At 43.6% G+C, this 18,365-nt stretch carries 18 protein-coding genes; 14 read left to right on the forward strand and 4 right to left on the reverse strand.

The genetic code is table 11. From position 1 onward, the window contains the following. Nucleotides 1-4 precede the first annotated feature (4 nt). From MMAH_RS00210 to glmU (MMAH_RS00265), 12 genes are all read left to right on the forward strand, one after another. Nucleotides 5-781, forward strand: coding sequence for a class I SAM-dependent methyltransferase (locus MMAH_RS00210; protein WP_013036524.1), 777 nt, complete (start codon nucleotides 5-7; stop codon nucleotides 779-781). A 2-nt stretch (nucleotides 782-783) separates the two neighbouring features. Beyond that, the gene (gene nikB, locus MMAH_RS00215) at nucleotides 784-1,734 is read left to right on the forward strand and encodes a nickel ABC transporter permease (RefSeq protein WP_013036525.1); all 951 of its coding nucleotides are present in this window, start codon (nucleotides 784-786) and stop codon (nucleotides 1,732-1,734) included. Next, nucleotides 1,715-2,548, forward strand: a complete 834-nt coding sequence (locus MMAH_RS00220) for an ABC transporter permease (protein WP_013036526.1) — start codon at nucleotides 1,715-1,717, stop codon at nucleotides 2,546-2,548. The genes nikB and MMAH_RS00220 overlap by 20 nt, the downstream gene beginning before the upstream one ends. Next, nucleotides 2,549-3,469: an ABC transporter ATP-binding protein gene (locus MMAH_RS00225; RefSeq protein WP_013036527.1), complete on the forward strand. Its 921-nt coding sequence runs from the start codon at nucleotides 2,549-2,551 to the stop codon at nucleotides 3,467-3,469. Continuing rightward, nucleotides 3,462-4,253 (forward strand): ABC transporter ATP-binding protein, encoded by a 792-nt coding sequence (locus MMAH_RS00230; protein WP_013036528.1) that lies wholly within the window; start codon nucleotides 3,462-3,464, stop codon nucleotides 4,251-4,253. The genes MMAH_RS00225 and MMAH_RS00230 overlap by 8 nt, the downstream gene beginning before the upstream one ends. 40 nt (nucleotides 4,254-4,293) lie before the next feature. Beyond that, on the forward strand, nucleotides 4,294-4,986 hold the full coding sequence (locus MMAH_RS00235; RefSeq protein WP_013036529.1) for an epoxyqueuosine reductase: 693 nt from the start codon (nucleotides 4,294-4,296) through the stop codon (nucleotides 4,984-4,986). Nucleotides 4,987-5,276: 290 nt separating this feature from the next. Continuing rightward, nucleotides 5,277-7,001: an SdrD B-like domain-containing protein gene (locus tag MMAH_RS00240; RefSeq protein ID WP_013036530.1), complete on the forward strand. Its 1,725-nt coding sequence runs from the start codon at nucleotides 5,277-5,279 to the stop codon at nucleotides 6,999-7,001. A 156-nt stretch (nucleotides 7,002-7,157) separates the two neighbouring features. Next, nucleotides 7,158-8,468, forward strand: coding sequence for an NCS2 family permease (locus MMAH_RS00245; protein WP_013036531.1), 1,311 nt, complete (start codon nucleotides 7,158-7,160; stop codon nucleotides 8,466-8,468). A gap of 199 nt (nucleotides 8,469-8,667) precedes the next feature. Further along, a complete protein-coding gene (glmU, locus tag MMAH_RS00250; protein WP_013036532.1) occupies nucleotides 8,668-9,888 on the forward strand; it encodes a bifunctional sugar-1-phosphate nucleotidylyltransferase/acetyltransferase in 1,221 nt (406 codons plus the stop codon). 9 nt (nucleotides 9,889-9,897) lie between these two features. Further along, nucleotides 9,898-11,718 (forward strand): glutamine--fructose-6-phosphate transaminase (isomerizing), encoded by a 1,821-nt coding sequence (gene glmS, locus MMAH_RS00255; protein WP_013036533.1) that lies wholly within the window; start codon nucleotides 9,898-9,900, stop codon nucleotides 11,716-11,718. A gap of 13 nt (nucleotides 11,719-11,731) precedes the next feature. After that, on the forward strand, nucleotides 11,732-13,027 hold the full coding sequence (glmM, locus tag MMAH_RS00260) for a phosphoglucosamine mutase (RefSeq protein ID WP_013036534.1): 1,296 nt from the start codon (nucleotides 11,732-11,734) through the stop codon (nucleotides 13,025-13,027). Further along, entirely contained in the window at nucleotides 13,024-14,214 is a 1,191-nt protein-coding gene (gene glmU, locus MMAH_RS00265; protein ID WP_013036535.1) for a bifunctional sugar-1-phosphate nucleotidylyltransferase/acetyltransferase, read from the forward strand. The genes glmM and glmU (MMAH_RS00265) overlap by 4 nt, the downstream gene beginning before the upstream one ends. A gap of 270 nt (nucleotides 14,215-14,484) precedes the next feature. Here the strand turns inward: glmU (MMAH_RS00265) and MMAH_RS00270 are convergent, their stop codons facing one another. Next, nucleotides 14,485-15,930, reverse strand: a complete 1,446-nt coding sequence (locus tag MMAH_RS00270) for a TrkH family potassium uptake protein (RefSeq protein WP_013036536.1) — start codon at nucleotides 15,928-15,930, stop codon at nucleotides 14,485-14,487. Between the two features lie 167 nt (nucleotides 15,931-16,097). Here MMAH_RS00270 and MMAH_RS00275 point away from each other — a divergent pair, with 167 nt between their 5' ends. Then, a complete protein-coding gene (locus MMAH_RS00275) occupies nucleotides 16,098-16,340 on the forward strand; it encodes a DUF433 domain-containing protein (RefSeq protein WP_013036537.1) in 243 nt (80 codons plus the stop codon). Further along, nucleotides 16,337-16,663 (forward strand): DUF5615 family PIN-like protein, encoded by a 327-nt coding sequence (locus MMAH_RS00280; protein WP_048902040.1) that lies wholly within the window; start codon nucleotides 16,337-16,339, stop codon nucleotides 16,661-16,663. The genes MMAH_RS00275 and MMAH_RS00280 overlap by 4 nt, the downstream gene beginning before the upstream one ends. Before the next feature lie 106 nt (nucleotides 16,664-16,769). Here the strand turns inward: MMAH_RS00280 and MMAH_RS00285 are convergent, their stop codons facing one another. The 3 genes from MMAH_RS00285 to MMAH_RS00290 are packed head-to-tail and all read right to left on the reverse strand — an operon-like array spanning nucleotide 16,770 to nucleotide 17,958. Further along, nucleotides 16,770-17,402 (reverse strand): LysE family translocator, encoded by a 633-nt coding sequence (locus MMAH_RS00285; RefSeq protein ID WP_157198658.1) that lies wholly within the window; start codon nucleotides 17,400-17,402, stop codon nucleotides 16,770-16,772. A 46-nt stretch (nucleotides 17,403-17,448) separates the two neighbouring features. Continuing rightward, nucleotides 17,449-17,589, reverse strand: a complete 141-nt coding sequence (locus MMAH_RS10400; protein WP_157198659.1) for a hypothetical protein — start codon at nucleotides 17,587-17,589, stop codon at nucleotides 17,449-17,451. Nucleotides 17,590-17,595: 6 nt separating this feature from the next. Beyond that, nucleotides 17,596-17,958 (reverse strand): hypothetical protein, encoded by a 363-nt coding sequence (locus tag MMAH_RS00290; protein ID WP_048902041.1) that lies wholly within the window; start codon nucleotides 17,956-17,958, stop codon nucleotides 17,596-17,598. Nucleotides 17,959-18,365: the final 407 nt, after the last annotated feature.

Below are 18,365 nucleotides of genomic sequence, written 5' to 3' on the forward strand. Positions count from 1 at the left end.
AGAAATGACTGTAAAACAGCAGATAGAAGAATACTGGGATTGGCGCAGTACAAGTTACACTAACGGCGCCACATCCCTGGGAGAAGAAGAAAGGGAGCTCTGGAAACAGAGTCTTTTTCCCTATCTGGGCCAAGGTCCGCTAAAAGTACTTGATATAGGTACAGGCAGGGGTTTTCTGGCTCTTCTACTTGCAGACATGGGACATGAGGTAACTGCTATTGATATATCACAATCCATGCTGGAAAAAGCGCAGAGAGAAGCTATAAAACTCAATCTGGACATAAAATTTGAAAAAGGAGATGCAGAAAATCTGGCATTTGCAGATTCAAGTTTTGATGTAGTGGTAAGTAAATATCTTCTCTGGACCCTTCCCGAACCGGAAAATACGCTTAAGGAATGGAGACGTGTCCTGCTTCCAGAAGGAAAGATTATTGCGATTGATGGAAACTGGTTTGATCCATCACCTGTAAAGAAATTCAAGCGCAGGATTAGAAAAATACTGCAGGGTATAACACACAGGGACCCTACAACAGGAGTGTTGCGTCAGGGCAAATTCAATCAATATTATTCCCCTCTACATGCTTCCCTGCCCCTTTATTCAAATGTAAAGCCTGAAAGTATCAGGCCACTCTTTGAAAAAGCAGGTTTTGAGGATATGCAAATTGATTCGTTACCATTGATACACAAATATAATTTGAAAAATATGCACCCACTACTGAGACCTCTGAATACAGATACATTCTTCCTGATATCCGGTACTTCCTCTAAGCAGGATAAATGATTATGTTTGCTTATGTGATGAGACGAGTGATATTCCTGATTCCCACTCTCCTTTTAGTTTCAATAATAAGCTTTTCAATCATACATATTGCTCCAGGAGACCCGGCGGAATTATTACTTACAGGTCCCGACGGTGTGGCAGATCCGCAGGTTGTAGAAGAGTTCAGGGAAAAAATGGGTTTTGATCAACCATTCCATATACAATATGGTACATGGCTAATGCAGATTCTTTCCGGGAATCTGGGTTATTCTTATATGACCGATCAACCCGTGGGAAAAGCCATCCTGCACAAATTTGGTGCAACTTTTAAATTAGCTTTGGTAAGCATGATATTCACGTTATTGATTGCCATCCCGGGAGGTATAATAGCTGCACTGGCAAAGGATACATGGAAAGATGACCTGAGCAGATTTTTCTCTCTTTTTGGTGTATCCATACCGAATTTTTGGCAGGGTTATCTGATGATTCTTGTATTTGCTCTTTTCCTGGATATCCTGCCCGTGGGAGGTTATGGTGATGGAGGCGATTTTACTCACATGATACTGCCTGCTTTTACTCTTGGGACTTCATCGGCAGCAGTACTCATGCGCCTTATGCGCTCCAGTCTTTTAGATGTGCTTGATCATGATTATATCCTTGCAGCCAGGGCCCGCGGATTGCCGGAATATATTGTTATTGGCAAGCATGCTCTGAAAAATGCCTTCATACCGGTAATTACCATGATGGGATTGAGCTTTGGGTATCTTTTGAATGGATCGGTTATAATTGAGACCGTATTTGCATGGCCCGGTATAGGAAGCCTGATGGTCAATTCAATATATGACAGGGATTATCCCATGATACAGGGGACTCTCCTTTTTGTGGCAGGAATTTTTGTTCTCATCAATCTTTTAGTGGACATCTCTTATGCCTATCTTGATCCGAGGTTGAGGTATGATAAAGGGAATATTTAACAGAAGTATGCTGATTGGCCTTATTCTCATTGGGGCAGTAGTGTTCCTTGCACTGGCAGCTCCGTGGTTGGCTCCTCAGGATCCCCAGAAAACCAATTTTGACCAGAGATTGTTATCTCCTTCTTCAGAATATCCTTTTGGAACCGATCATCTGGGACGATGTATCTTAAGCAGGGTTCTGTTTGCTGCCCGCATTAGCCTGTTTATAGGAGCTTCTGTTATAGCAATATCTTTTATCGCCGGCACATTAATTGGTTCAGTCTCAGCTTATGCCGGAGGTATTGTAGATGAAACCGTGATGAGATTTGTCGATGGTTTTCTTGCATTTCCCAGTATGTTTATTGCTCTTGCCATTGCCGGCATATTCGGAGGGAATATGACGGGATTGATCATTGCTTTGTCGATAGTTGAATGGACTGCTTATGCCAGAGTGAGCCGTGGCTCTGTTCTGACGGTGAAAAACGTGGATTATATCGCAGTCTCGAGAATGATGGGAGGCAGGGCTCCCTATATACTACGTCATCATATTCTGCCAAATATTACATCCCCCTTGCTTGTAATCTCAACCCTTGGTATGGGAAACGTTATTTTGGCAGCTGCCGGATTGAGTTTCCTGGGATTGGGTGTATCATCTGCTCCAGAATGGGGAATGATGGTCAATGAAGGCCGCCTGTTCCTACAATCCGCTCCCCACGTTATGTTTTTCCCGGGGATATTTATTGTAATAACTGTCTTGGGTTTCAACTTCCTCGGGGATGGATTGAGGGATATTTTTGATCCACGAGATACAAAACAGCGTTGGAGGTTGTTCTGATTGCTGAGTATACGGGATCTTAAAGTGGCATTTGAATCTCATCAGGGACCTATAGTACCGGTTGATTCAGTGGATATGGATATTCTCGATAAGGAAACCTTCACTATAATAGGTGAATCCGGCTGTGGTAAATCATTACTTGCAAATTCCCTATTGGGATTGCTTCCTCGCGATGCCCAGGTCTGCGGAAAGGTGTATATGGACGGGGAAGAAATCCTATCATTGAAGGAAAAAGAATGGCGAAAGATAAGGGGCAATAAGATTGGCCTGGTATTCCAGAATCCTTCAGCTTCTCTAAATCCGGTATTCACCATGCATAAACAGCTATATGAAACCCTCAAATACTCGAACAAACCCTCATCCCGGGACAAAATGGTTTCCCTTCTGAAAAAAACAGGGATAAAAAATCCTTTGCGCAGGCTACCACAGTATCCTCACCAATTAAGTGGGGGAATGAAACAGAGATTTGCAATTGCCCTGGGGATTGCAACCAATCCCGAACTTTTGATAGCAGATGAGCCAACCAATGGGCTTGACGTAACAGTGAAGTTAAAGATTGTGGAAATGTTATCCAAACTACATGCAGAACGTTCTATCCTGCTAATCACACACGATCTTAATGTAGCTTACAATCTTTCCGATAAAATAGCGGTGATGTATGCAGGGGAACTGCTGGAGATTGCTCCCGCAAAAAGTTTTTTTGAAAAGCCTATTCATCCCTATTCCAGTCAATTGCTAGCCTCACATCCGGAAAAAGAAATGATACCAATCCCCGGTTTTACTCCACAGCTTACACAGAGACCCCAGGGATGTCGGTTCCATCCACGTTGTGCATTGGCCTGTAGGAAATGTAAAACCGAGCATCCGCAGCTGGAAAAGATAGATGAAAAGAGATATGTGAGGTGTTTTGCCTGTGCTTGAAGTAAAAGCGCTTGACAAAAGTTATTCCTTCTCAACTATCCCTTTCAGGAAAAAAAGAATCAAAGTACTTGATAATATTTCTTTTCGGATTAATAAACATGAAACACTTTGCATTGTAGGAGAAAGCGGCTGTGGGAAAACAACTCTTGCAAAATGTATTGTAAATCTGGAAAACCCCGATAATGGAAAGATTATATTGGAAGGAAGAGATGTTACATTTCCTGACAGGAAAACTCTCTATTATCTCCACACGAAGGTACAGATGATATTCCAGAATGCGGATACATCTTTAAATCCCAGGCATCACATATACGATTCGATGGCTGAACCTCTAAGACTGCAAGGTCAAAATGAGGAAAAAGTCAGGAAAAGAGTATTCCAATTACTGGATCATGTAGGCCTGTCAGAAGAACATCTGCATCGACACCCGCATCAGTTGAGCGGTGGACAGAACCAGAGAATTGCTATAGCTCGTGCAATAGCCCTACATCCGGATTTACTCATTGCAGATGAAATTACTGCAGCTCTGGATGTCTCGGTACAGGCCCAGATACTTCAATTGCTCAAAACCCTGAAAAAAGAAATGGACATGACCTTGCTTTTTATATCCCATGACCTGGCCCTTGTCAAGCGAATCGCAGACAGGGTTGCTGTTATGCAGGACGGCAGACTTGTTGAGATAAATGATACCAATGAGATATTCCATAATCCTCAATGTCCGTATACAAAAGAGTTAATTTCGAGTATGTCCCAACTTTCTCTAGATAAGCAGATTTTAAAATAAAATTTGTTAAGTATTAAAGTAAATTATAGGAAAATTGTTTATGCAAACCATTGAATCCATCATCAGGAATTTACTGTCTGAAAATGTATCGATATGGGGTATAGCAAATATGGAAAATACTCCATCTCATCCCTATCCTGAGTTGAAGCGTGCTATTGTATTTGGACTTGCTCTTAACAGGGAAGTTATCAGAAATCTTGACTCTGGTCCACACCAGGCCTATATTGATGAATGCAATATGGCCAATGAAAAACTTACGTCTATTGGGATGGAGCTTGAAAAAAAATTGCAACAAATGGACTACAGGGCTATTTCCATGACTGCAAGTACATCGGATATTAATGAGAAAAAACTGGAAGCTGAATTCCCTCATAAAACCACGGCCACTAAAAGCGGACTTGGATGGGTTGGTAAATGCGACCTTCTTGTAACAAAGGAATTTGGTAGTGCCCTACGCCTCAATACCGTATTTACCGACGCTCACCTCAAAGCAGGTAATCCTATGGAAAAATCTCTTTGTGGAACTTGTAGTAACTGTATCGACAATTGTCCTGTGAATGCACCCACCGGTAAACAATGGGATCCATCTGTTCACAGGGATGAAATCATAGACATCCAGCGATGTTATGGTGAATGCCAAAGGGCTTCCAAGAAAATAAATTTTGATCATCCACTCTGCGGCAGATGTATTATTGCCTGTCCATGGACGCAAAAATATGTTTGTGAAGTTTAACTAAACAGGCGAGAAGTCCCCTTCCGTAAGGTAGGGGATGAAAGCCGTGCTATATAAAGTATAATTACATAAATTAGTTATAGTTGTCGAAGAATAATTCGCAGGAATTTCTGCAGTCACAAATGTAAATGTGGTTGACATATCACAACTTGTAGACCATTTCCTGTCAGGGGACAATTATTACTAAAACTAATTTTGAATAAAATAATTGTTCCTATACTTTCTTTCTTATCATTCGTACATCTAATCCTTTATAGTGCCAGCAATAAATATACTATAGAGGTGGCGGTATGAAGTCTAAAATTAAACTAATCGTATTAGTTGCAATCATTTTTGCAATAATTTCAATAGCGACTGCAGAAAATGCAGAGGCAGAGGAATGCTGTCCCGTAGATATACCCTCTGCGATAATCACGATCGAAGCGGGAACTGTACCTGGTAGTAATGGGAATTATTTTGATGTACAACTGAGTAATGTTCCTGCAGGCTACGATATAAGTAATGGGACATGGACTGGCTGGTGTGCCGACAGTGAAGTATTCATTACACCTGAAACATTGTATGATACTAATGTCTATTGCAGTGAGAGTTCCTCAATGCCTGGCTACACGAATGATGATGAACAATGGGACAAGGTCAATTATGTAATTAACAGATACCGTAATGGAGCCTATGATTCTCAATTAAATTCGACATCCAAAGCAGATTGGCAAGAAGTTCAGGCTGCAATCTGGAACCTTACAGATGCGAATCCAAATTACCAAGGATATTTTACAACGGCATCTCAATATATTATCGATGATGCACATGCAAACGGAACTGGTTTTTGTCCGGGTGACAATGATATTGCTATCGTGGTGATAGATCCGTATGAAACTCCAGATGACCGTAAACAACTGATATTCATTGAAGTAGGTGCCATGATAGATATCGAGAAATCTACCAATGGAGAAGATGCTGACAATAAAACTGGTCCACTGGTACTTAATGGAAACAATGTTGAATGGACCTATAATGTGACAAATACCGGTTATTACAATTTGACAGATGTCAGTGTGACCGATGACAAACTTGGGCACATAGGCACTATCTCGCTATTGCAGGCAGGCCAATCACAGGAATTCACAGTAAATGGAATTGCTAACCCGGGACAATATGGAAACAATGCAACAGTGGTTGGTACACCGCCATCAGGTCCCAATGTCAGTGATTCAGATCCAAGCCACTATTTTGGAGTTAATGCAACAATAGGCGATTTCCTGTGGGATGATACGGCAAACAACAATGGAATCCAGGAACCGGGTGAATCCGGCATTGCTGGTGTAAACGTTAGCCTCTACAACTTCAGTGATGATTCATTGCTGCAGACAACCAAAACCAATGAAAGTGGTTACTACAACTTCAGTGTCACTGCAGGGCAGTATTACATAAAATTCGATCTGCTGAATGGTTACCTCTTCAGTCCAGAAAACCAGGGTACTGACAATGAACACGATAGTGACGTTGACCCCTCCACTGCGAAGACAGGAAAAATAGACGTTCAAACAACTGATTTCAATATGAGTTTCGATGCAGGAATGTTTAAAGCAATCCCTGGTATTGATATCGAGAAATCTACCAATGGAGAGGATGCGGACAATGAGACAGGGCCATACATCCGATTAAACTATGAAGTAAGCTGGGTCTACAATGTGACCAATACCGGAAATGTCAATCTGACCAGTATTGATGTGACCGATGATGAACTTGGATTGATTGGCACGATTCCATTGTTACAGCCGGGGCAATCTCATGTATTGACCGAAAACGCAACTGCCAGTTTGGGCCAATATGAGAACACAGCAACAGCTGTAGGTGTGCCACCAATTGGTCCCAATGTAACCGACTCGGACATGAGTCATTACTTCGGCCATGATTCGCAACCCGGCTTTGATGTCCCAACGGCAAATCCCCTGTTAATAATAGGAATGCTGGGACTTGCAGGTGCAATGGTTTTGAGAAGGGAACAGGAGTAAATTGAGGAAGTATAATCTCTTCCTCTTTTTTCATCTGAATTTAGGTTGTTGATAAAAATAGTTCAGGATTGTAAAAATCCACATAATTAATCAGACTTATATACTATATATCTTTTAATATATCCAGATAATCATAGAATTGTCAGGATATATGAAATGACAGGCGTACTGGAAAACTTTTTTCATCTGAAAGAACACGGCACAGATATAAAGACCGAAGTTATGGCCGGCCTTGTCACCTTCATGACAGTTGCCTACATTATAGTTGTCAATCCTGCCATCCTAGAAGCTGCAGGGATACCCTTCGGCCCTTCTCTGGTGGCCACAATCCTTTCCGCGGTATTTGGAACCCTCATAATGGGTGTCTATGCCAAAAAACCCATTGCGATTGCACCCTATATGGGAGAGAATGCTTTTGTTGCTTATACGGTTGTAGGGGTGCTGGGTTATCCCTGGCAGACGGCACTGGGTGCAGTATTCATAAGCGGTGTCCTTTTTACAATTCTGACAATTTCAGGTTTCAGGGACAAAATGATCGATGCAGTCCCGAATAACCTCAAATACAGTTTTGTAGCCGGTCTGGGTCTGTTTATAACCTTTATCGGGCTTGTTAATGCAGGTATTGTTTCGCTGGGAGTGGAAGGGTCTCCCCTTCATGTAGGTGCCCTGGATACAATGCCTGTAGCCCTTGCTGTACTGGGATTTCTTTTAATCAGCATCCTGATGATCAAAAATGTCAAGGGATCAATTCTGATAGGTATCATTGCTACAGCTCTTTTGGGATTTGTGACAGGTATTTCCCAAACACCGGATTCGATAGTCAGCATGCCGCCAAGTCTTACACCCATTTTCCTGCAGCTGGATATTTTTGGCGCCTTATCCTGGGGTTTCTTTGCCGTGATCCTTACAATGTTTACCATGGACCTGATGGATACAATGGGTACCCTTGTGGGTGTATCCATGGAGGCCGGGTATATGGATGAGCAGGGCAATCTTCCTGATATGGAAAAACCTTTCCTTGCAGACTCCCTGGCTACAGTATTCGCAGCAATTGCCGGTACCACTACCACAGGTGCATACATCGAATCTGCTACCGGTATAAAAGAAGGAGGCAGGACCGGGCTTACTGCAGTCGTGGTTGCACTTCTTTTCATGCTGGGCCTGTTCTTCTATCCCCTCTTTTCAGCAATCCCGGCAGCTGCCACAGCTCCTGCTTTGATAATTGTCGGTTTTCAGATGATGGCATCGATCAAAAAGATAGATATGAATGATTTGACCGAGATGGTCCCTGCAATGGCGGTTATAATCCTGATGAGCTTTACCTATAACCTGGGAATTGGTCTGTGTGCAGGTTTTGTCCTGTTTCCTCTTTTTAAAGTGGTAAGTGGCAAAAGTAGTGAAGTTAAACCAATAGCCTGGGGACTGTTTGTCCTGTGTACTCTGTTTTTTGTATTCTATCCGTACTGAATGTGGTCGAAGTCATGGGCTTTAGTCGTGGGAGTATGTCAGTCAGTAATATACTACTCATTATTATACGGTATAGTATACTTTTCAATCGGAAACACGAACTTCCACAATAATATTAGAAGGAAGTCCATGATTTCCTTCAAGGCAATCCACCTCCAAAAGATAACCTATAAATTCTTTCACGTTTCATGTTAATCCCATGAAAGCAATCGTTCTTGCTGCAGGGGAGGGTGTAAGATGTGCTCCCCTCACAAATACCCGCTCAAAGGTCATGTTACCGGTAGCCAATCGACCGATCCTTGAATACGTTATATCCGCGCTTGTGGATAACGGGATAGAGGATGTAGTGCTGGTTGTGGGTTATGAGAAGGAGAAGGTAATGAACTATTTTGGAGACGGCAATGATTTCGGGGCAAGAATTACTTATGTGGATCAGACCTCACAACTGGGTACCGCTCATGCTATAAGCCAGGCCATTCCTGCACTGGGAAATGATAATGAATCGTTCCTGGTGCTCAATGGGGATAACATCATTGAAAAAGAGACTATCAATAAACTAATCACAAATCATGCAGGGGATGCCACTGTACTAACCACTCCCCGGGAGAAGGTATGTGGATATGGAGTGGTCATGAGTGCTGCAGGGAAGGTAAAAGGCATCTTTGAAAAACCCACACGCCAGATAAGTCATATGGTAAATACCGGTATCTATGCCTTTAACCGGGATATTATTGCAGAAATAGATAAGACTGAGATCTCCGAGAGAGGGGAATACGAAATTACTCATACCCTGCAAAACATGGTGAAAAAGGATCGGGATGTCAGGGTTATTGTTACAAAGAATCTCTGGATGGATTCTGTATACGCCTGGGACCTGCTTGATATCAATGCCAGATTGCTGGCAAACTGTGAATCAAACATCAGTGATACTTCGGTTGTTTATGAGTCCGTGACCCTGGTAGGTGATGTGGAGATAGGGGATGATACGGTCATCAGGCCCGGTTCTTATATCGTAGGTCCGATAAAGATCGGGAGCAACTGTGATATTGGACCACAGGTAACAGTCCTACCTTGCACCAGTATAGGGGATAATGTGTCTCTTGGGCCCTATACCTATATCCAGAACAGTATCCTTATGGATAATGTGCGTGTAGAATCCCACAGTCATGTATCCGAGAGTATTATAGGGTTTTACTGTAACTTTGGTCCCTACTCCATATGTGAAGCGGATAACGATGTGAATATCGAGATCGAAAATGAACTTGTACCTGTGGAAAAGAGTGGCGTGGTTATCGGGGATGACTGTAAATTTGGATCAAGGACCCTTACCGAGGCAGGCACCCTTGTGGGCAATAACTGTACAGTGAGATCGGGTACAAATGTGGATAGGCATCTGCCTGCAAATTCTACAGTGCTTTGAGGGGATATTATGTGTGGAATCGTAGGTTATGTGGGAAAAACCGGTGCTTCATCGGTGATCATGGATTGCCTGCGCCGGCTGGAGTATAGGGGTTATGATTCTGCCGGGTTGAGTGTCTTAAACGGTGATCTGCAGACCTATAAGGCCGCCGGCAGTATCAGTGAACTTGATAAAGTGCTACCTGCAGAGATCAAAGGCAATATTGGAATCGGGCATACACGCTGGGCCACACATGGGATGCCCAATGATGTGAACGCCCATCCACACTGTTCCTCGGATATCGTGGTAGTGCATAACGGGATAATTGAGAATTATCTCAAACTTAAAGAATGGTTGGAAGACGAAGGTTATGAATTTGTATCGGATACTGATACCGAAGTGATTGCTCATCTGGTGCATTTTAACAGTAATTCCCTGGACCTGTTCGAGGCAGTGCACAAAAGTATGGCAGTGCTGGAAGGCTCCTATGCGATCGCGGTTATGAGTAAGAATAATCCGGATACCCTGATCGCTTCCAGGAAGGACAGTCCCTTGATAGTGGGTCTGGGGGAGAATGAATTTTTCACTTCCTCTGATGCCACGGCTTTTGTGGCTCATACACGTGATGTTATTTTTGTGGATGACAGGGAAATCGTGAAACTGACTCCTGAGAAGGTGGAGTTCTATGATATGGAAGGCCAATTGCTGGAAAAGCAAATTTCCACGATCGACTGGGATGTGGAGGCGGCAGAAAAGAGTGGGTATGCCCATTTCATGCTCAAAGAGATCCATGAGCAGACACGTTCCCTCCAGAAGACCTTTGCAGGCAAATTGGCTGAGCTGGAAGGTAATGTCCGGTTAACTGAACTGAAACTTACGGATGAACAGATAAGAAATATAAACAGGGTGGAAATAATCGCCTGTGGCACATCCTGGAATGCGGGATTGTTCGGTAAATACCTGCTGGAAACTCTGGCAGGGATGCATACCGATGTCAGTGCCGCCTCTGAGTTTCGGTACCGGGATCCGGTGATGGATGAAAATGTTCTCACTATTGCAATCACCCAGTCAGGGGAGACGGCAGATACCCTGGCTGCGATCAGGAATGTGGTACAGTATGAATCAAGTACCATCGCGATAACCAATGTTGTGGGTAGCACCATTACGAGGGAGGCGGAGAATGTAGTGTATACCCATGCCGGACCTGAGATTGGTGTGGCTGCGACCAAGACCTTCACGGCTCAGTTGATCGCTCTCTATCTTCTGGCAATCTATATGGGCAGAAAACGTAACTATCTCCTGCCTGACGAGGCGAAGGATGTCATCAAGGCACTCAAAGAATTACCCGGACATGTACAGCAAGTACTGAACCAGAGGGATCAGATCCGCAAAAATGCAGCACAGTATGCTGATTGTCGGGACTATTATTTCATTGGCAGAGGTCTCAATTACCCGGCGGCCCTGGAAGCGGCTTTGAAACTCAAGGAAATATCCTATATTCATGCTGAAGGGTATGCTGCGGGCGAACTGAAACACGGACCCCTAGCTTTATTGGAGAAAGGCACGCCAGTTGTGGCTATCGTTACAAAAAATCGTACCTATGCGAAGATGCTGAGTAATATCAAGGAGGTCAAGGCACGTGGGGCCGAGGTTATTGCAGTGGCCGATGAAAGGGATCGGGAGATAGGCAAGTATGCAGATCTTGTAATTTTCGTACCTGCCACCAATCCCCTGCTATCACCTGTCCTGTCCTCGGTGGCTCTGCAGCTGCTTGCCTATTATACCGCCCTGGAAAAGGGATGCGAGATAGATAAACCGCGCAATCTTGCCAAAAGTGTGACTGTGGAATGAAGGAGTGTATATTTTGAAACTTTTCGGATCATCGGGAATCAGGGGGCTGGCCAATAAGGTAATCGGTCCCGAACTGGCGTTGAATGTGGGTATGGCCGTGGGTACAATGGCCGATTCGGTTGTGATCGGTAAGGATCCACGTATCGCTGCGGATATGATCGAGCAGGCTCTGATTGCAGGCCTGTCTGCTACTGGCTGTGAGGTTACGCTGGGGGGACTTATGAGTACGCCCACACTGGCCTTTGCCACTGTGGATTATGATTGTGGGATTATGATCACGGCTTCACATAACCCTGCAGAGGACGTGGGGATCAAGTTATGGAATCCCGATGGTATGGCTTTTGATTCGCAGCAACAAAAACGGATTGAACATATTATTGAAAATAACGAGTATGCAACCGTCACGTGGAATGAAGTGGGGAATGTGAAGTATGAGGAAGGCTTTGTTAAGCGGCATTGCAATGCCATTTTAAGCAGAATGCAACCAAGTCATAAACGTGTGGTTGTGGATTGTGGTTGCGGTGCTGGATGTACGATTACTCCTTATTTACTCAGGCAACTGGGATGTGAGGTAATTTCATTGAACTGCCAGCCGGATGGGTATTTTCCGGCACGCAATTGCGAACCAGCGGAAAAAAATCTGGGTCAACTTATCAAGGCTGTCAGGGCGTTTGAGGCGGATATCGGGATTGCCCATGATGGGGATGCGGATCGGATGATGGTCGTGGATGAGCAGGGTAACTTTGTCTCCGGGGATGAATTGCTTGCCCTGTTTGCCCTGCAGCAGAAGCAGGATAAAGTTGTGGTGCCTGTGGATACTTCCATGATAGTGGATGACGCGCTTGGGGATACCAAAGTCCTGCGCTGCAGGGTTGGGGATGTCTATGTGGCAGAGCAGATCAAAGCTTCAGGTGCTTATTTTGGAGGCGAACCTTCAGGCAGCTGGATCTTCCCGGATGTATCGTATTGTCCCGATGGCATCTATGCAGCAGCCCGGATTGTAGGAATGATTGAAAACAGCTCTTTATCAAAGATGGTTGTTGATCTGCCTCACTATACCACCCTCAGAGATACAATCGAATGTGCTGAAGACAGGAAGGAAGCTGCAATGCAGCGAATCAAACAGTCCCTGGAAATGATGGGAAATGTTACTACCATAGATGGTATACGGGTGGATATGGAAAACGGCTGGGTGCTTGTGCGTCCCTCCGGTACCGAACCGAAAATTCGTATCACTGCTGAGGCCCGGGAGGATGTGGATGAATTGTTTGATAAAGTTATGCGTATTGCAAGGGGTGCAATACAGTGAAAGCGTTTATTCTGGCAGCTGGAGAGGGGACAAGAATGCGTCCTTTAACAGACAGGCGACCCAAGGTAATGCTGCCCATTGGCAACAAACCCATTCTGGAACACATCATCGATGAGGCTGTGGATGCCGGTATCCGGCAATTTGTGATCGTTACAGGTTATATGGAAAATTCCATCCGGGAATATTTCGGGGACGGTTTACAGAAAGATGTGAGTATCGAGTACGTTTTCCAGAAAGAACAGAATGGAACGGGACATGCCATCGGGTGTGCCGAAGATTATGTGGATGACAGGTTCATTGTGCTTAACGGGGATATGCTGATAAGTTCTGTCCAGATTAAAAATTTGATCACCAGAGCGGAGGATGCGGTCCTGACGGTGAAGGAAGTGGAAGACCCCTGCAATTTTGGAGTTATCTGTACTGCCGGAGAAAAAGTAACTCAAATTGTGGAAAAACCTGAAAAACCCCCGACCAATCTGGCCAATGCAGGCATCTATCTGTTTCCCCAATCAATCTTTGATTATATCCGTAAAACTCCTGAATCACCCCGTGGAGAAATCGAGATAACGGATTCCATACAGATGCTTATCGATTCCGGTGCCAGTGTGGGTTATGAAGTTTTCAGGGACACGTGGATCGATATCGGCAGACCATGGGATATGCTCACTGCCAACAAGCATGTATTGTCCGGGCTGGAAGGAAATATAATGGGAGAAGTGGAACCCAATGCTACCTTAAAGGGTGAGATTGTCGTGGGGGCAGGTACGGTTATCCGCAGCGGTGCCTACATAATAGGGCCAGTGGTTATTGGAAAAGATTGTGATATCGGGCCGAACTGTTTTATCCGGCCGTCCACTGCCATAGGGGATAATGTGCGTATCGGCAATGCCGTGGAGATCAAGAACTGCGTGGTAATGGATGAAACCAATATCGGACACCTGAGCTATGTGGGGGATAGTGTGATCGGCCATGACTGTAATTTCGGAGCCGGTACCAAGGTTGCCAATCTCAGGCACGACGGTCGCACTATCCGCGTCATGATTAAAGGGGAAAAGGTGGATTCAGGCCAGCGCAAACTGGGAGTTATAATGGGAGATGGTGTGCATACCGGCATCAATACCTGTATCAATGTGGGTAGTGTGCTCAAAACGGGCAGGTGTACGGGATTGGGGGAAGTTGTGAAGTGATGGTATGCCAAAAGGGTAATTGAATCTGACTATCATTAAGATTGTTATTTTTGAATCATATGAAGTCCTTTTTGCCAGCATAAATATATGCCATATATGGGCATTTTTAAGTTCGCCAACAGATATTATGCTTTCATCCATATTTTGAAGAGTATTTTCAATCTCCTCCATCATCGGCCCCATCATCTGCATCATCGGCTCCCAGATAGCAACCACCATGCAGGTCTGCCTGATGATACTTATCTGAAGTGATCTTTCTTCCCCGCTTTTTCAATGTCTCCAGAAAGCAGGTGTCAGCAGAACCATTACTGTAAATACTTCAAGTCTGCCTATCCACATGTTTGCTGTAAGAACCAGCATCCCGAGGTCGGGAAGAGTGCCGTAATTCGCCATGGGTCCCACAAGTCCAAGCCCGGGTCCGACATTCCCCAGGGTTGCGATTGAAGCACTGAGAGTGGTGACAAAATCAACTCCCATCAGGGAAAGCAGTGTTGCACTTGCAATAAAGATCATGAAATATATGATCAAAAAAGAAACAATGGCATGCATAATCTCTTCGGGAATTCTTCTATGATTGAACCGTATGGGCCTGATCGCTTTTGTGTGAATCGTTCTGAACAGTACATTATCTGCATATTTCATCAGAAGCAGCACACGTACTACTTTAATTCCGCCTGATGTGGAACCTGCACACCCGCCAATAAACATCAGCAAAAATAAGATAAAACGGGATGAGTCAGGCCACATGTTAAAATCGGTGGTAGCATAACCTGTGGTTGTCAGTATGGATACAACATGGAAGAGACTGTATCTGAAGGAATCAGCAATTGCATATACTTCACCTCTGGTGAGGGTATATGCCAGGACCAGGGTTGCAATTAGAATGATTAAAAGATAGAACTTGAATTCTTCATCTTTTATCAGGCTTGTCTTATCAGAAAAGATGGTTTTGTAATGCAGAGCAATGTTGGCTCCGCCAAGGATCATGAAAATTAAGAAGATACCTTCTACGGTGGTGTTATTAAAGGCTGCTATACTGTCTGAATATGTTGAAAAGCCGGCACATGATATGGAGGTGAAGGTATGGGTTATGGCATCATAAGCGTTCAATCCTGCAAAGTAAAGTAAGATAAATTCGACAATTGACAGGCCTACATAAACAAACCAGAGCAGAGTTGCAGTTTCCCTAATCCTGGGGCGCAGCTGTTCTTCTTTTAAGCCAGGGACTTCTGCACGAAACATCTGCCGTCCTGCAACCCCAAGTTTTGGGAGTACTACTATAAATAAAAGAATGATACCCATTCCACCCACCCATTGGGTCATTGCTCTCCAGAACAGGAGGCTTTTACTATAACTTTCAATATCAGCAAGAGCAGTAGCTCCGGTTGCAGTTACTCCTGACATGGCTTCAAAAAGGGCATTAATCGGGGGTGTACCTTCAAAGATGTAGGGCATTGAGGAAAAGATTGCAGCGGTAAGCCAGCCCAGGGCTACAATCATGAAACCTTCTCTCATGTTCCATTCGCCCCTTTCCTCCGTTAGCATCAACGAAAATATAAATGCAATCAAGAGGGTGATTGTCAGGGAAAGGGAAAAAGGAAAGAGTGATTCACCGTAGTAAACTGCTACCATGAATGGGATTATCATTAAACCGCCAATTATCCACAGGATAGACCCGATGGCGCCAAGAACTATATTAATCCTTAATCCACTCATGTTTGACAGTACACCTGGAATTTAGTCTTCCTCTATGTTAAGAATCATTGCCTATATAATAAACGCTGCAATGATTGTTTTGGTGGAGTGTCAACTATTCCTTCGGAGGTTTAGTTGGTGTTGGTTAGTTTTTAATAAAGAAAAACCAAACTTGTAATCAGATAAAAATGACCTTCAATGATAGAATAACCATAAGTCACGAAATTTGCGAAGGCAAACCTGTAATCAAAGGGACCAGGATATCGGTAGATTTTATAATAGAACTTCTGGGAAATAACTGGACCCATGATGACATTCTGGAAAACTATCCTCAACTTGATAAAGAGGATATACTTGCAGCATTAAAATATGCTTCAGGCATACTTAAGAGTGAACATGTATATTCTATTCCTCCGAAGGCAACTTCTTGAAGTGTGATATTATATTTGTTGCAGACGAGAAAATACCAATGAAGTGTATACGTAAGTTGAGGGAGAAAGGCTGCAACGTAATATCTATTACAGAACAAGCAAAGGGCTGTGATGATAAGACTGTTCTGGATATTGCAAAACAACGAAATGCAATCCTAATTACCTTTGACAAACAATTTGGGTATGTTATTCCTCTTCTGTCACCGGATTTTATTTTCGATACGCTCAAATGGGTTATTTTTGATTCAGGAATACTACTGCAGGGCAAATATATTGTTGTTAATGAATCCAAAGTTCGTTCCTTTCCAATAAGCAATGCGTAATCGCATTAATTAAACTGCACTTTAAGCAAAATCTAATAGACAATGTCAGCACATTTTCAATTTTTTGGGTTGCCAAGTGTTGGAATAGGAAGGTTTCGGTGCAATCTTAAACATGCAATCCCAGCAATTCCAGTCCCTGTTCTATGAAAACTAAAGCAAAGATGAGATACAGGATTCCCAGACTTCGAAACAGATGAAGGTAATACTTGCTTTTCAAAAAATCTTTGCTTTTGCCTACAAACAGGGCAATCACAACTTTTGAACCTACAAGAAGAACATAGAATCCGATAACAAACATTATCTGTGCGAGCCTGTCAACCTCAGAAGCCCTGAAGAGGATAGGTCCTCCGATTGCAATCCAGAACAGGTAGGGGTGTGGATTCAGGAAGTTTGCCAGTATACCTTTTTTCAGGGATTCCTTCTTCTGGTTAGTTATTTCGATACTGATATTTTTGGTCCTAAGAGAAGCAATACCCAGCTGCATCAGGTAGAGTGCTCCTGCAAGACTGATTAGGGCAATTACTGAATTTTGCTGCTGGAAATGCATTAGTATGTAAATAACAGCTGATACTATCAGGAAGTCTGTTATCAGGGGAGAAATAGCAACCTTGAAGCCTTCTTTTGACCCGTGTTGCAGACTCTCGGAAATTGTTATGGCCATCAGGGGACCTGGAGATATGCCTGCAGCAAAACCGAGAAGGATCCCTGTTACCAGGAATTCTGTAATTTCATACATCATTCTCTCTTATCATTTTCTGAAGGAATCCATTTACAGGAGTGAAAATTCAGTGCAGCTTGATAACTTCGGTCTGTTCTGCGACTGTCACTTCAAATTCATCTGTGGGAATGGTTTTGGTAGAAAAGGTTTCTTCAAACCTGCCGTTCTCAACTTTTATGGTCCGGCTGGCGGCTACTGTAAGGTCCACCTTAGGCTACCCATCTGCAGCATTACCTTCAATCCGGATATCATATTTGCCTGAAGGTACATTGGATTCGCAGATTTCCGCCACACCGTCTGAAGCCCTTGCACGTCTGGTCATCCATAACAATATCTTTACCCTGACCTTCAGATCTTTCACGTTCTCGGCTCTCACTGTTAACTGATTGGGCCTTTCTGGTACTTCTGTGTCAGGCATACGGCATTTGTATTTTCCACCCGCCACCGGCACGGTCCTGATAAAGGTCATTGCTATTTCTACTGATTCTGCAGAAGATGTCCCGCGTATGGTGACATTATCTCCGGCCCTGGGTTCTGGTGGAATGATCTCGAAGCCATTGTTCTCTGGAGCTTCCATAGTAATTAAAAATGCCTGGTAGTCCTTTATGTGTCTTTCTGATTGACTTTTATAGAATCGTATAATCATTATTTTTGTAACAATTATGTTTATAATTATTTTGCAGGATGTGTGATGCAGGTTTGCTCTATCTGGATATTCATATATCTAGGCAGCGTCGTGATGGGAGAAATGAACTAAAGTTACTGTTTCTTCGACTGTATTCACTCCAAAAATCAATACAAAACTGCTCATGACATGAACCCTATAATATCCGGCAAGATCATTACGTAGTGGCTTGTATCGTGTAGGATTATCAAGAATATCTGTAATTTTCTTTTCGAGAATGATCCTCAGTTGATTATCTTTCTTGGTCAGTTTTTTATTTCTTTCTGGCAGGCGGTGGATATGTATAGGGAGTAGCCCAC

Origin of the sequence: Methanohalophilus mahii DSM 5219 (assembly GCF_000025865.1) — an archaeon.
GTDB classification, from domain to species: Archaea; Halobacteriota; Methanosarcinia; order Methanosarcinales; family Methanosarcinaceae; genus Methanohalophilus; species Methanohalophilus mahii.

Bases quoted from the DNA above. Each gene is read 5' to 3' on its own strand.
- MMAH_RS00240 (WP_013036530.1), top strand. From the start codon at position 5,277: ATGAAGTCTAAAATTAAACTAATCGTATTAGTTGCAATCATTTTTGCA.
- glmU (WP_013036532.1), top strand. From the start codon at position 8,668: ATGAAAGCAATCGTTCTTGCTGCAGGGGAGGGTGTAAGATGTGCTCCC.
- MMAH_RS00275 (WP_013036537.1), top strand. From the start codon at position 16,098: ATGACCTTCAATGATAGAATAACCATAAGTCACGAAATTTGCGAAGGC.
- MMAH_RS00245 (WP_013036531.1), top strand. From the start codon at position 7,158: ATGACAGGCGTACTGGAAAACTTTTTTCATCTGAAAGAACACGGCACA.
- MMAH_RS00210 (WP_013036524.1), top strand. From the start codon at position 5: ATGACTGTAAAACAGCAGATAGAAGAATACTGGGATTGGCGCAGTACA.
- MMAH_RS00270 (WP_013036536.1), bottom strand. From the start codon at position 15,930: ATGAGTGGATTAAGGATTAATATAGTTCTTGGCGCCATCGGGTCTATC.
- MMAH_RS00235 (WP_013036529.1), top strand. From the start codon at position 4,294: ATGCAAACCATTGAATCCATCATCAGGAATTTACTGTCTGAAAATGTA.
- glmS (WP_013036533.1), top strand. From the start codon at position 9,898: ATGTGTGGAATCGTAGGTTATGTGGGAAAAACCGGTGCTTCATCGGTG.
- MMAH_RS00220 (WP_013036526.1), top strand. From the start codon at position 1,715: ATGATAAAGGGAATATTTAACAGAAGTATGCTGATTGGCCTTATTCTC.
- MMAH_RS00285 (WP_157198658.1), bottom strand. From the start codon at position 17,402: ATGATGTATGAAATTACAGAATTCCTGGTAACAGGGATCCTTCTCGGT.
- nikB (WP_013036525.1), top strand. From the start codon at position 784: ATGTTTGCTTATGTGATGAGACGAGTGATATTCCTGATTCCCACTCTC.
- MMAH_RS00290 (WP_048902041.1), bottom strand. From the start codon at position 17,958: ATGGAAGCTCCAGAGAACAATGGCTTCGAGATCATTCCACCAGAACCC.